Annotated in this window: 12 protein-coding genes and 1 pseudogene; 11 read left to right on the top strand and 2 right to left on the bottom strand. The window is 41.0% G+C overall.

Annotation, left to right across the window (positions count from 1 at the left end):
• Positions 1 to 91 precede the first annotated feature (91 nt).
• The 4 genes and pseudogenes from ABD909_RS02550 to rpsP all read left to right on the top strand — a co-directional run bounded on the left by ABD909_RS02550 (position 92) and on the right by rpsP (position 3,281).
• Positions 92 to 748, top strand: a complete 657-nt coding sequence (locus ABD909_RS02550) for a carbonic anhydrase (RefSeq protein ID WP_345096399.1) — start codon at positions 92 to 94, stop codon at positions 746 to 748.
• A gap of 219 nt (positions 749 to 967) precedes the next feature.
• Positions 968 to 2,536, top strand: a complete 1,569-nt coding sequence (gene ffh / locus ABD909_RS02545; RefSeq protein ID WP_345096398.1) for a signal recognition particle protein — start codon at positions 968 to 970, stop codon at positions 2,534 to 2,536.
• Positions 2,537 to 2,562: 26 nt separating this feature from the next.
• A pseudogene (locus ABD909_RS02540) lies at positions 2,563 to 2,890 on the top strand (chorismate mutase).
• Positions 2,891 to 2,906: 16 nt separating this feature from the next.
• On the top strand, positions 2,907 to 3,281 hold the full coding sequence (rpsP, locus tag ABD909_RS02535; protein WP_345096397.1) for a 30S ribosomal protein S16: 375 nt from the start codon (positions 2,907 to 2,909) through the stop codon (positions 3,279 to 3,281).
• Positions 3,282 to 3,622: 341 nt separating this feature from the next.
• Here the strand turns inward: rpsP and ABD909_RS02530 are convergent, their stop codons facing one another.
• A complete protein-coding gene (locus ABD909_RS02530; protein ID WP_345096396.1) occupies positions 3,623 to 3,838 on the bottom strand; it encodes a DUF1674 domain-containing protein in 216 nt (71 codons plus the stop codon).
• A gap of 83 nt (positions 3,839 to 3,921) precedes the next feature.
• Here ABD909_RS02530 and htpX point away from each other — a divergent pair, with 83 nt between their 5' ends.
• From htpX to ABD909_RS02505, 5 genes are all read left to right on the top strand, one after another.
• The gene (gene htpX, locus ABD909_RS02525; RefSeq protein ID WP_345096395.1) at positions 3,922 to 4,965 is read left to right on the top strand and encodes a zinc metalloprotease HtpX; all 1,044 of its coding nucleotides are present in this window, start codon (positions 3,922 to 3,924) and stop codon (positions 4,963 to 4,965) included.
• Positions 4,966 to 4,998: 33 nt separating this feature from the next.
• Complete coding sequence (locus ABD909_RS02520; protein WP_345096394.1) at positions 4,999 to 6,366, top strand: RsmB/NOP family class I SAM-dependent RNA methyltransferase; 1,368 nt, start codon at positions 4,999 to 5,001, stop codon at positions 6,364 to 6,366.
• Positions 6,367 to 6,430: 64 nt separating this feature from the next.
• Positions 6,431 to 8,128, top strand: a complete 1,698-nt coding sequence (locus ABD909_RS02515) for a heparinase II/III family protein (RefSeq protein WP_345096393.1) — start codon at positions 6,431 to 6,433, stop codon at positions 8,126 to 8,128.
• Positions 8,129 to 8,296: 168 nt separating this feature from the next.
• Complete coding sequence (gene purH, locus ABD909_RS02510; RefSeq protein WP_345096392.1) at positions 8,297 to 9,913, top strand: bifunctional phosphoribosylaminoimidazolecarboxamide formyltransferase/IMP cyclohydrolase; 1,617 nt, start codon at positions 8,297 to 8,299, stop codon at positions 9,911 to 9,913.
• Between the two features lie 152 nt (positions 9,914 to 10,065).
• Complete coding sequence (locus ABD909_RS02505; RefSeq protein ID WP_345096391.1) at positions 10,066 to 10,215, top strand: DUF1127 domain-containing protein; 150 nt, start codon at positions 10,066 to 10,068, stop codon at positions 10,213 to 10,215.
• Between the two features lie 613 nt (positions 10,216 to 10,828).
• Here the strand turns inward: ABD909_RS02505 and ABD909_RS02500 are convergent.
• Positions 10,829 to 11,614 carry an SURF1 family protein gene (locus ABD909_RS02500; RefSeq protein WP_345096390.1) on the bottom strand — a complete coding sequence of 262 codons (786 nt, stop codon included), beginning with the start codon at positions 11,612 to 11,614 and terminating at the stop codon, positions 10,829 to 10,831.
• A 274-nt stretch (positions 11,615 to 11,888) separates the two neighbouring features.
• Between ABD909_RS02500 and rpmB the strand changes: the two genes are divergently transcribed.
• Positions 11,889 to 12,182: a 50S ribosomal protein L28 gene (gene rpmB / locus ABD909_RS02495; protein WP_345096389.1), complete on the top strand. Its 294-nt coding sequence runs from the start codon at positions 11,889 to 11,891 to the stop codon at positions 12,180 to 12,182.
• Between the two features lie 113 nt (positions 12,183 to 12,295).
• On the top strand, positions 12,296 to 12,982 hold the full coding sequence (locus ABD909_RS02490) for a VUT family protein (protein WP_345096388.1): 687 nt from the start codon (positions 12,296 to 12,298) through the stop codon (positions 12,980 to 12,982).
• Positions 12,983 to 13,184 lie beyond the last annotated feature (202 nt).

Here is a 13,184-nt window from a genome sequence, read left to right as displayed (position 1 = left end):
AGTATCTTGCGTTGGGTAAAAGACATTTTTAGTATTCTCATATGTTAATGGTTTGTTCTTTAAAAAATATAGACAAGAAAGTAAAGAGAGAATGATGTGTTTGCCTGAAAGACTTTTAAGTGGTTACCAATCCTTTAGAAAAAATCATTTTTCATATAAAACAGCACGTTATCAACAATTAGCAGTTGAAGGGCAAAAACCTGAAGTTTTGGTCATTGCTTGTTGTGATTCGCGGGCAATACCAGAAACGATTTTTGATGCTAAGCCAGGTGAAATTTTCACATTGCGCAACGTGGCAAATTTGGTACCTCCATTTTCTCCTGATAACCAATATCACGCAACATCAGCAGCAATTGAATATGCCGTGCAATTGCTTGAGGTTAAACATATCGTTGTTTTTGGTCATGCCCATTGTGGCGGGGTGTGTGCTGCTCTGCAAGGAGCGTGTAAGTCTTTATCTTCAAATGATTTTATTGGTCAATGGATCAGTCTTTTAGTACCAGCAGCACAAACAGTTCTTAACGATGAAACATTGACCGCATCAGAACAGCAAATGACACTAGAACGATTGTCTATACATTATTCGCTGAAAAATTTAGAAACCTTTCCGTGGATAAAGACACGTAAAGAGCAGGGCGTTTTGACATTACACGGTGTTTGGTTTGATATCTCAAGCGGTGAATTGTGGAGTGTAGAACAGAAAACAGGGCGCTTTGTGCGTGTTGAAGTTGAGACAGATGCAGTGTAATGTATGCTGTCTTTTGAAGCTATTGTATGATAAATCTTGACAAAGCTTAGGTTTTATTGTTTGAAAGAGTGAGCTTTCAGTAACAAGATTGACTTGGAGCCACCGACTGAGACCCCAATGCTATAGGGTATAAAGAGATCTCAGAGGTCAACATCCGACGGCGCGATGCGTTCTCGGGTGCCATTTTGTTTTATGTGTTGTGCAGCAATGAGGTAAAGAATGTTTGAATCCTTACAAGAGCGGCTTGGCTCCATACTGTCTCACTTGACAGGCTGTGGTGCTTTGTCGGATCAGGATGTTACAGAGGCATTGCGGGAAATTCGTCGTGCTTTATTGGAAGCTGATGTTGCGCTTGATGTGGTACGTTCTTTTACCGATAGGGTTCGTGAAAAAGCAATTGGGGCTGAGATTGTTAAATCAATTAAACCGGGCCAGATGGTTGTTAAAATTGTTCATGACGAACTGGTTCGTGTCCTTGGAAGTGAAGGTGTTCTTAGTGATTTAAATGCACCAGCACCTGTTGTGATCATGATGATTGGTCTGCAAGGGTCAGGAAAAACAACGACAACTGCAAAACTTGCTAAGCGTTTTACGAATAAAAATAATAAAAAAGTTCTTATGGCGTCCTTAGATACACGCCGTCCTGCTGCACAGGAACAACTTCGTCAATTAGCAGAACAAGCAAATTTGCAAAGTTTACCTATTATTGCTGGGCAATCTCCTGTTGATATTGCAACACGAGCAGTACAAGCAGCCAAATTGGGTGGTTATGATGTGCTGATCCTTGATACAGCTGGTCGTAACCATATTGATGAAGCTTTGATGCTTGAATTGGCTGAAATTAAAGCGTGTTCTTTGCCGCATGAAATTATGTTGGTGGCAGATAGTTTGACCGGTCAAGATGCTGTCCATCTTGCACGTTCTTTTGATGAACGTGTGGGAATTACAGGAATTATCTTAACGCGTATGGATAGTGATGGTCGTGGTGGTGCGGCGCTTTCTATGCGTGCTGTTACAGGCAAGCCCATTAAAGCAATCGGGATCGGTGAAAAAATAGAGGCTTTGGAAGAATTTCATCCAAGCCGCATTGCTGATCGTATTCTCGGAATGGGAGATATCGTTTCTTTGGTGGAAAAAGCTGCTGAGACGATGGATCATGAAAAAGCTGCTGCTTTTGCAAAAAAAATGCAAGCCGGTAAATTTGATCTCAATGATTTGGCAGAACAATTGCAGAAAATGAAAAAACTTGGCGGAATGGGCGGCATTATGGGAATGCTACCCGGTTTGGGTAAAGTAAAAAATCAGATGGCTGCTGCGGGGCTTGATGATCGCTTGTTTAATCGGCAATTGGCTATCATTTCATCTATGACTCCCTTGGAGCGTGCCAATCCCGAGTTGTTGAAACATAGTCGTAAACAACGAATCGCTAAAGGTTCTGGTACAAGCGCTGCTGATATTAATAAGCTTTTAAAAATGCATCGACAGATGGCTGATATGGTAAAAGCCATCGGTGGCAAAAGCAAAGGTGGTTTTATGGGAAAAATGTTGAGCGGGCTTGGTTCTAAAATGGGACTTGCTAGTACGGGGCCTGTGGGCGGCGATTCTGCAACATTACCTGATTTATCGGGATTTGATCCAAAGCAGCTTGCAACACTACAAAGGCAGATGGAAAGTGGCAAGGAAGGGAAAGTCTTGCCCGGTCTTCCAGGGCGTTCGTTTCCATTTTCTGATCTTTCCAGTGGCATAGCTGAGAGGGGAAAATATCCTCAGCATCCTAAGAAAAAGTAAGATGCAAAGAGGATAAGGATAAGAGGATGCAAGAAAAAATATTGGATGAATTAGTGCGTTTAAGAGCATCTATTGATAATTTTGATGCAGCCTTGATACATATTTTGGCAGAGCGATTTCGTTGTACAGAGATGGTGGGGCATCTAAAGGCCCGTTGTGATTTGCCTGCTGTTGACCCTCTGCGTGAGCAACATCAAGTAGCACGATTGCGGCAATTGGCTATAGAAAGTCATCTTGATCCCGATTTTGCTGAAAGATTTTTGAAGTTTGTTATTAAAGAGGTTGTGCGGCACCATGAGGTGATTGCCAAAGAGCAAAACAACGCAAATTAATTTAAACGAAAGCCAGAGCTGACAATAGGAGATAAAATATGGCATTAAAAATTCGTTTGTCCCGTGGAGGTTCAAAAAAACGTCCTTATTATCACATCGTTATTGCGGATGTACGGAGTCCGCGTGATGGACGCTTTATTGAACGTGTTGGTGCATGGGACCCAATGTTGCCGAAAGATGGACCACGTGTGAAATTGAATGAAGAACGTATCCAATATTGGCTTGGTCAAGGGGCACAGCCAACAGATCGCGTGTTACGGTTTTTAGATGCAGCTGGTTTGAAAAAACGTCCAATCCGTAATAATCCCCAAAAAGCTGAGCCAGGCAAAAAAGCACAAGAACGTATAGCCGCTGCAAAACAAGCTGCTGAAGAAGCTGCTGCGGCTGAAGCTGAATCCGCTTCAGAATCATAAGGGTGATTGTTTTTAAAAAATAATCAATTCTGCTTTTAAAAGCTTTTATAGAAAAGAATAACTCTTATCCGTTTTTGTTTTTCAAAAACGGATATTCCTTTAAGAAGATGTTTGATTTTTTTAATCAATATTCTTTTTGAAAAATCATGGCGTGGTTTTCTTTTTTGTTTCCATAAGAGAATGGATTTTTGTTGCTATGCTTCATTTTGTAGTATTTCTCTTCATTTTTTAGATATACCTTGGATGTATCTTGTGTAAAACTTTTTATGAGAGGACAAAAACGGTTCTCTACTTTTGTTTGCCAAAAGCCGATTTCATTTTGAAGAAATGAAAATATGCTTTTAAAAATCAATGGCGCGGCCTTTAATTTCCCAATCTCCGTAGCGTGAAGGGTCTTTGCCGCCACGTCCACCATTTTCTAAAGGTTTTTCTTCATCTTTTTCATGCTTACGCCTTTCTTCTGCTTCTTTGAGTGCGCGTTGTGCAGCGGGAGAGAGGGGTTGTTGTTTATCGATAATGACATTTTGTGTGCTTATTTTCTCATCTTTTTTATCCATTTTACACCTATTCCATTGAAGAAGCAGAAAGAAAACCCCATCATATAATATTGATTGTATTTTATCATGGAGTTTTTTGAGTAATGAATATAATGCGTACAGCCATGCTTTTGGCTTTCATGACCGCTCTTTTTATGGGAGTTGGTTATCTTGTTGGAGGGGGCAGTGGCATGGTTATTGCACTGATTATGGCAAGTGGACTTAATTTTTTTTCTTATTGGAATTCGGATAAAATCGTTTTACGTATGTATGGGGCGCGTGAAGTAGATCAGCATTCCTCACCCGTTTATTATAGGATTGTAAACGATTTGGCCAAAAAAGCTTCTCTGCCTCAACCAAAAGTTTATATTCTTGATAATGCACAGCCTAATGCTTTTGCTACAGGACGTAATCCTCAAAATGCAGCTGTTGCGGCAAGTAGCGGATTGTTAGCACAGTTAAGTGCAGAGGAGATTGCCGGAGTTATGGCGCATGAACTTGCACATATTGAGCATCGTGATACCTTGACGATGACCTTGACGGCAACGATTGCAGGTGCAATTTCAATGCTTGGTAATTTCGCTTTTTTTATGGGGGGACAGCGTCATTCTTCAGAGGGTTCTCATAGTACGAGCGGAATTGGAGGAATTATTGCTCTGCTTGTGGCTCCTTTTGCCGCGATGCTTGTGCAAATGGCTATTAGTCGCACACGTGAATATGCTGCTGATCGGCGAGGTGGTGAGATATGTGGTAATCCGTTGTGGTTGGCTTCAGCATTGCGTAAAATTGCCGATGGTGGACGTAGAATATACAATGAAGAGGCAGAGCATAATCCAGCAACAGCACATATGTTTATTATTAATCCCTTGAGTGGTGAGGGAGCTGATAGCCTTTTTTCTACCCATCCAGCAACGGCAAATCGTATTGCTGCTCTTTATCGGCAGGCTGAAGAGATGAAAGAAGCTCTGGCTAAAAATATAGAGTGGAATGAAGAGAGCGGTTTGCATGAAAAAAGCAGTGGCTTAAATGAGCAAGATCTGCAGCCTCATGCGCAAACTGGTGTATCCGATTATCAGCAAAAGAGTGATTTTCAGCGCGTTACAAAACGTCCTTCTTGGCTTCATTATAGAGATAGAAAAAAGCTTTGATTATCGAACTCTTAAAGGCATAGAGGTGTTGTTTTGAAAGACAAGAAAGCGGGGCTTGTGTCCGAGAAAGAGATTCCGGGATTGGCTGTGCGACGGATGTGTGTTCGTCTGTTAGGGGCGGTGCTTGATAAGCATGTGTCCCTTTCGGGGCTCACTGATAATGAACATGGACATTCTCAATATTTAAGGCTTTCCCAGCGAGATCGTTTGTTGTGTCGCGCTATTTTGGCCGCGGCGTTGCGTCATCGAGGGCAGATTACAGAGGTTTTAGCACGCTTCTTATCGCGCCCTTTACCCTCACAAGCTTTTTCTTTTCAGCATCTTTTGCACATCAGTGTAGCACAAATTCTCTATCTTGATATTCCTGATCATGCGGCCATTGATTTAGCTGTGCGGGTGGCTAAACTTGATCCGCGGATGCGTCGGTTTTCAGGTGTGGTCAATGCTCTTTTACGCAATGTTGCACGGGAGGCAGAATTTTTACGCCAACAAGCTCCTAACATTAAAGGAGTGCCAGCATGGTTTTCTCAGCTTTTAGTGTCAACTTATGGAAAAGAAAAGGCTAAACAGATTTTGGCAATTCAAAGTGTCCAGCCTCCTCTCGATTTAACCGTGAAATCCGATAGTGTAGGATGGGCTAAACGGCTGGGAGGTGTTGTTTTGCCCAATGGTTCTGTTCGGTTGAACAGTTTAGATTGTTCTGTGATTGATTTGCCAGGCTATGAGGAGGGAGCTTGGTGGGTTCAGGATTTTGCTGCGGCCTTGCCTGCTGTTTTACTGGGCAATGTTCAGGGCAAACGGGTGGCGGATCTTTGTGCAAGTCCTGGAGGAAAAACTGCACAATTGGCTTTGCAGGGCGCTGATGTGACAGCAATTGATCTCTCTGCTAGTCGGATAAAGCGTTTAAAGGCGAATATGGGTCGTCTTCATTTTTTAGTTTCTACTTGGCAGGGGGATGTGAGAAATTTTCATCCCGAACAGCTTTTTGATGCTGTTCTTCTTGATGCTCCTTGTTCATCTACGGGCACAATACGTCGCCATCCAGACGTTTTATGGACAAAATCAATAGATGATATTGCCACATTAGCAGCGTTACAATATGATTTAATTGTTGCAGCCATTGCTTTGGTGGAAAAAGGCGGATGCATTGTTTTTTCCAATTGTTCTTTGGCAAAACAAGAAGGTGAAGATGTTATTGAGAAGATTTTATCGACACGTAGCGACATTGTTTTAGAGCCTATTCTTGCAGAGGAAATGCGGGGTATGGCGCATTTGCTCTCAAGTGAGGGGATTTTGCGCACAACACCTGCAGATTTTTGTCATGAAGATTTTAATACTGAGAAAAACGTATTTTTAGGCATGGATGGTTTTTTTGCTGCACGCTTGCGAAAAGTGACTTAGTTAACGGTTCATTTACTAAAATGGCTGAAATTGTACACGATTCAGTAGGTACGGAGATGAGATTGTGGCAATTGCAGTAAAAGATCCTCAGGTAAAGGCCTCGGATTTTGTCTATGGAGCACAACAATTTATACGGCGTTTATGGGTTGGACCACTGTTTCGTTGGCGATTTTCAGGGTTTCGTCCCCATAAAATTTTAGCGTATCCCATGGATTTGCATTTGGCTGATCCAGTGATGGCACATGAGTTTTACCATGGTCGTTTTGCTTTTGCCGGTCATGTTGTTCACTCTGGTGCTGTTTCTCCTTTTGCATTGGTTCCACCAACACCTGAATGGGAGGAAGCTCTTCATGATTTTCATTGGTTGCGGCATATGGAAGCAGCGGAGAGCAATTTGGCAGCAGCCCATGCACGCGCGCTCTTAGAAGATTGGCTGGACCATGGAGGCAAAAAAGTAAAAGGGTTGGCTTGGAGTACACCAGTTGTAGCACGGCGTTTAATTTCATGGATTTGTCACGCAAGAATGCTCTTGCAAGGGGCAAATGAGCGGTTTGAAAAATGCTTTTTGCGTGCTGTTGGATTCCAGTTTCGATATTTACGTGTCACGATTTCCAGTATGGAAAATAATGATCAACGTCTACAAGCAGCAATAGCTTTGACATTTGCCTCTCTGGCTTTGCCTGTATCTGCGGTCATGAAAAAAAAGCTGCAAAATTTTCTTATAGAGGAACTTTCATGCCAAATTTTGGTTGATGGTGGACATATTTCGCGTAGCCCTGTTATTTTGCTCAATTTGTTAGCGGATTTATTGTCGTTACGGCATCTTTTTATGCATAGCAATGAAACGGCACCGCGTATTTTGATTGATGCTGTGGAGCGTATGTTACCAGCTTTACGGTTTTTTATCCATGAAGATCAAACTTTAGCGCATTTTAATGGGGTGGGACCCCTTGTATCGGAACGGCTATCAGCACTGTTAGAGCTCGATAAGACAGCTGGCCAACCGTTTAGTTATGCACGTTATTCAGGATTTCAGCGTTTACAAGCCAATCAGACAACAGTGTTGGCTGATACAGGAAAATTTCCACCACGTTCTGCTGCAGAATATGCTGGTTCGGGATGTTTGTCTTTTGAAATGTCTTCACAGGGAAGCCGTTTTGTTATTAATATGGGTGTTAATCCTTATGGTCGTGAGGAATATCGACATTTAGGGCGTGTGACCGCAGCACATTCAACAGCAACGGTGAATGATTGTTCAGTCGGGGTTTTTCATAAAAAAAGAACCGGTGCTTCCTTTTTGCTTGAGGGACCAACGGATGTTAAAGTGCGTCGTATAGACGATTCAGAGAAAACTGGTTTTATTGCTAGCCATGATGGGTATGTGCGACCTTTTAATCTTGTTCATGAACGTGGCCTCATTCTAGCGACAAATGGCGATATGATAGAAGGTTTTGATCACTTTTTTGTGCCAAAAAAAGTACTGTCAAAGCGACATAAGAGGGTACAAAGTGAACAAAATAATGTTGCTGTGCGCTTTCATCTTCACCCAAAAGTAGAAGTCAATTATGATGGGAAGCATGTGCGTTTAGCTGTGGAAAATGGGCAAGTATGGTATTTTATATCGCCTGATGCAGATATTTACCTTGAGAATTCAATTGATTTTGCTGAATTAACAGGACCCCAACGTACACAACAGATTGTTTTGTATTTTCGCCCCACAGTTCAGGAAAAAGTTCGTTGGCGTTTTATCCGCCGTTCATGAGAACAATGATACTTTTCTGATCATTGTTGATAAATGGATAGTTCTTCTTTCTCTGTTAAAAGAGAAAGAGATTTTATCCTTGCAGTGTATTTTGATAATAGCGTGTGCTATGAAGCTATAAGCTTATTTTATTTGAATTTTAACCATTTCATTTTTAGGATTCCTGTTATGGGTGTTGTTGTAAAAAATTTTCCCATACCTGATCTTCATCGGGTTCGTCGTGTTCTTCTTTCCGTGTCTGATAAAACAGGTGTAGTTGCTTTTGCACAAACGCTTCACGCTTATGGTGTTGAATTGATTTCAACAGGAGGAACAGCAAAAGCCTTAATGGCTGCTGGTTTACCGGTAAAAGATGTTGCCGTGGTCACAGGGTTTCCAGAAATTATGGATGGACGTGTCAAAACACTTCACCCCTTAGTTCATGGTGCTTTGTTAGGTGTAAGAGAAGATCCTAGCCATAAGAGTGCTATGGAGCAGTATGGCATTCATGGTATTGATCTGCTTGTGGTGAATCTTTATCCTTTTGAAGAGACTGTTCAATCTGGAGCGGATGGACAAACCATTCTTGAAAATATTGATATAGGTGGACCGGCAATGATCCGTGCTGCGGCAAAGAATCATGCTTATACGGGTGTAGTAACAGCGGTGCGTGATTATGAAGTGGTCCTTGCTGAATTAAAGCAGCATGAGGGATGTTTAAGTTTTTCCCTGCGACGTCAGTTAGCAATGCGTGCTTATGCACATACGGCTGCGTATGATGCGGCAATAGCGGCGTGGTTTGCCGAGGATTTAAAAATTGTACCACCAACATGGCAGAGTTTTTCTGGGCATCTTGAAACGGTGATGCGCTATGGGGAAAATCCGCATCAACAGGCAGCATTTTATCGCAATAATGAAAAACGTTTTGGAGTTGCAACAGCCAAACTTTTGCAAGGTAAAGCGCTTTCTTATAACAATATGAATGATACCGATGCGGCATTTGAACTGGTGGCAGAATTTGATCCTAAAAAAACTGCTGCTGTTGCGCTTATTAAACATGCTAACCCTTGTGGTGTTGCTGAAGGGGCGAATTTGAAAGAGGCATATTTGAAAGCTTTGATGTGCGATAATGTCTCGGCATTTGGTGGAATTGTTGCATTAAATCAAACTCTTGATGAAGAAAGTGCAGAAGAGATTATTAAAATTTTTACGGAAGTGATTATTGCTCCTGATGCAACAATGGCGGCACGTGAAATTATTGCAAGCAAGAAAAATCTTCGTTTGCTGATAACAGGTGGTGTTCCCGATCCACGGTGTGGAGGGGTTCTTGCCAAAACGCTTGCAGGTGGGATTTTAGTACAGTCGCGTGATAATATGGTGGTTGATGATCTTAAACTGCAAGTGGTGACAAAGCGGGCTCCCAGTCAAGAAGAAATGCATGATCTTCAATTTGCTTTTCGGGTGGTAAAGCATGTTAAATCAAATGCTATTGTTTATGCAAAAAATAATGCAACCGTTGGAATTGGCGCGGGGCAGATGAGTCGCATCGATTCAGCTCAAATTGCTGCACGCAAAGCTGAAGAAAGTGCAAAGAGAGCAGGTTTAACACACTCTCTCGCGAAAGGTTCTGTGGTTGCATCAGATGCTTTTTTCCCATTTGCTGATGGTTTGTTGGCAGTTGCTGGGGCAGGAGCAACAGCGGTTATTCAACCAGGTGGTTCCATGCGTGATGAAGAAGTAATTGCCGCTGCTGATGCGCATGGTTTGGCAATGGTTTTTACGGGTGTGCGGCACTTTCGTCATTAACAGCTTTTGATGGTTTTTTTAGTAAGATAAGTTTTAAAGATGCTTCCCATATCATAGTTGCATATCTGTTATGAAGTTATAGCACAACTCTTTTTTGTAATTTGCTCTACCTTATGCTCTAGGGTGAGTAACAGCAAGTTTGAGTAAAAGAGATGGATATTTTGCGTTCTTATAGTCATTGGCGTCGTTACCGGCGCACAGTAAATGCGTTGAGTCGTCTTTCAACAGATGAGCTTAAAGATCTTGGTATTTATCGTGGCAATATTGATTCTGTTGCGCGGCGTTATTCTCAGAAGTCCTGATAAAATTTACTTGTGATGACAAGTAAGAAATGTGTCTTTTCGTAAAGAAACATCTTTTGGTGTTTTTCGAGTAAATTTTGTGACGCTGTAGGTGAATGGTATGGTGTAGAAATTATCGATCACCACTATCTTTATGTTTGTAAAGGTGCAAGGCTTTATAATTGCACGATTTTCCAAATGGTAGCTTTTACATTTGAGAGAGCGGGGGGGCTGCTTTTATTACTAGTCATTGAGAGTTTTATCCACACGCTAATCTCATTTGTGATAGGCTAAGGTGAATCTTAATTGCTTCAACGTAAATAGGCTTGATATGGGAGAATCCTGATCTAATTGACCTTCTCATGCGAGATGTAAAACCTTTATTATCTTTATAAATCACTGTATTGTCTCATTATGAGATGAAGGGAAGTGGCTTTTTATCTCCCCATTTATTTATGATGCGGTCAAGAGAGTATAGGGAGATGATAGGTATTTCTCTTAGTCGCTTCAAAAACAAATGTTTTGCTGTTAAAATTCTCTACATCATGGAGAGGAGAATATGTTTTGTTTTAGGGAGTGACTTAAAGCAGACTTGTTAACGGTAATGTTTCACAAGGTTGAATATTTTGTCTGTTTAGCTTTTTTGTCGTAGCAGAAAAAGAGAGCCACCCAAGATACCAGCAGCTAAGATAAACCACGTGATGGCGTAGACAAGATGATTGTTTCGAAAGTGCACAATTGTGAGACCAGCAATGGGAAGGGCTTCGTACGGGGCTGTTTTTTTGCCAGCATCAATGAAATAAGGCGCAACCGTGGACAAACCAAGTTTCTCTGCCATAGCTGGGAGATCGCGCGTGTACCATATATTTTTATCAGGATTATTTTTGCGTGGAAAAAACCCATTTTTTTCACTCATGCGCAACAATCCTATGATGGTGGTTTGTTTTGTATTTATAGCCTCATAGGGATGAGATTTTGCCTTTGTTTGTAATGGCTTAGAGCTTTGAAAGTCATGGCGCGCATCCATGGGAATAAAACCACGATTTATGAAAGTTAGGGTGTTGTCCGCTGTTTGTAAGGGGGTTAAAACCCAGTAGCCGCTCGTATCTTGAGTAACAGCTGTGACCAAGATATTTTTATCTGTCAAAAATTTTCCTGTGATCGTAACAGGGCGATATTCATCTTTTTCAAAAGTAATCTGCGCCCATTGATTTTGTGATGGGGCTGTTATAGGAGGCAAATGAACCCGTTGATTGGCACTGGTGATAAGATTTGTTTTCCAGTTTAATCGTTGTACTTGCCATATACCGAGTGCGCTGAAGAGAACAAAACAACACACACAGAAAACGCTAAAGAGAAATAAAGAAAAACGGCTTTGTTTTTGTGGAAGTTTCGTCATGGTGGAATCTGCTTTGCTCATGATGAATGCTTCCTTATTTAAGATGATAAGCATTCTTTTAGCATGATGCTTGTTAAAAAAAAACATTTTCTGTGCCTTTTAATTGAGAAAAGAGAGCAAAATGAGTCGGTAAGGAATGCAAAAGGCTTTACAAAAGACTTGACCTTTTGGTATCGACACCCTATTAAAAACAAACCTTCCCAATATATAAGGGTGTTGTGTGCTCTTTGCCTTCATTCTATTTTGTGGGTATTGGGATTTTATAAGAGTTTTTCAGAATTTAAAGGTGAAGTTTATGTCTCGTGCTTGCGAATTGACAGGGAAAACAGTCCTTTATGGCAATAGTGTTAGCCATGCGAACAATAAAACCCGTCGTCGTTTTTTACCAAATCTTTGTAATGTGACATTGATTTCGGAAGTATTACAGCAAAATTACCGTTTACGGGTTTCGGCAAGTGCTTTGCGGTCTGTGGAGCATCGAGGTGGCTTGGATGGTTTTTTACTTAAAGCCGATGATAAAGAATTGTCACAACGTGCGCGTTTGTTAAAGCGCCAAATTGTTAAGAAAAAAGCTGAACAAGCAGCTTAATTGCCTTTGGTGGTTATGGAGCTGAATCTTTGTTTTTATTCTCTCCCAGCATTTTATGATTTTATAGTTTTTGATCGTTGTATTTGATTGGTTCCATATCCCAGGTTACAAAAATGTCTTCAAAACACGATTTTTTATTAGCATGGCAAGAAAAAAAGTATATTGCTTTTTCCATTCTTGCCATGTGTGCTACTGTCACTGCTTCTAATATTTTGGTTCAGTATCCTGTCTACTGGTTTGGTTTAAATGAATTGCTCACTTATGGAGCTTTTACTTATCCGTTTGCTTTTCTTATCAATGATCTAACCAATCGTTTTTATGGTCCGGCTGCTGCACGGCGCGTGGTTTATGCTGGCTTTTTTGCCGGTGTTTTTGTTTCGTGGATATTGGCTACACCGCGGCTTGCAGTTGCTTCAAGTTTAGCATTTTTGTTTGGGCAACTTCTCGATATTGTTGTCTTTACTCCTTTGCGACGTAAAACATGGTGGAAAGCACCTCTAGCAGCAGCATTGGTCGGTTCGGCTTTGGATACGGTTGTGTTTTTTGCTCTTGCTTTTTCTAGCTCTTTTGCTTTTGTTGATCAGGTAACAGGTTATGCTGATAGTTCCATTTTGGAAAGTACTGTTTTTGGAGGAATTGCGATTCCAATTTGGCTTTCACTGGCCTTTGGTGATTTTTCTGTAAAAATCATTATGAGTCTGTTTATGTTGCTTCCTTATGGAACAATGCTTAACGCTCTGAAAATACCCCTTTATCAAGGACATTCAAAAGATACTTCATCTTTTATGAGCAGCAAATAAATCATGATTTCTCCTCTTGTTATTTTTAAAGAAGAAAATTTTTTCTTGTCTTTATCAGAAGTATTTTAGCTGTATCTACACTAGAGAGGCTTTTCTATAGATTTTTCATCTGCCAGCATAACTTCAAAATGCTATTTTAATCTAGGAGATGATAGTCTTAGAAACTTATGGTTGTGTGCATTCTAGACGATTAACTTTTTAT

This window comes from Bartonella acomydis (genome assembly GCF_039543025.1).
GTDB classification, from domain to species: domain Bacteria; phylum Pseudomonadota; class Alphaproteobacteria; order Rhizobiales; family Rhizobiaceae; genus Bartonella; species Bartonella acomydis.
Note: the sequence above shows the minus strand (reverse complement) of the source record. Positions and strands in the feature narration are given on the sequence as shown.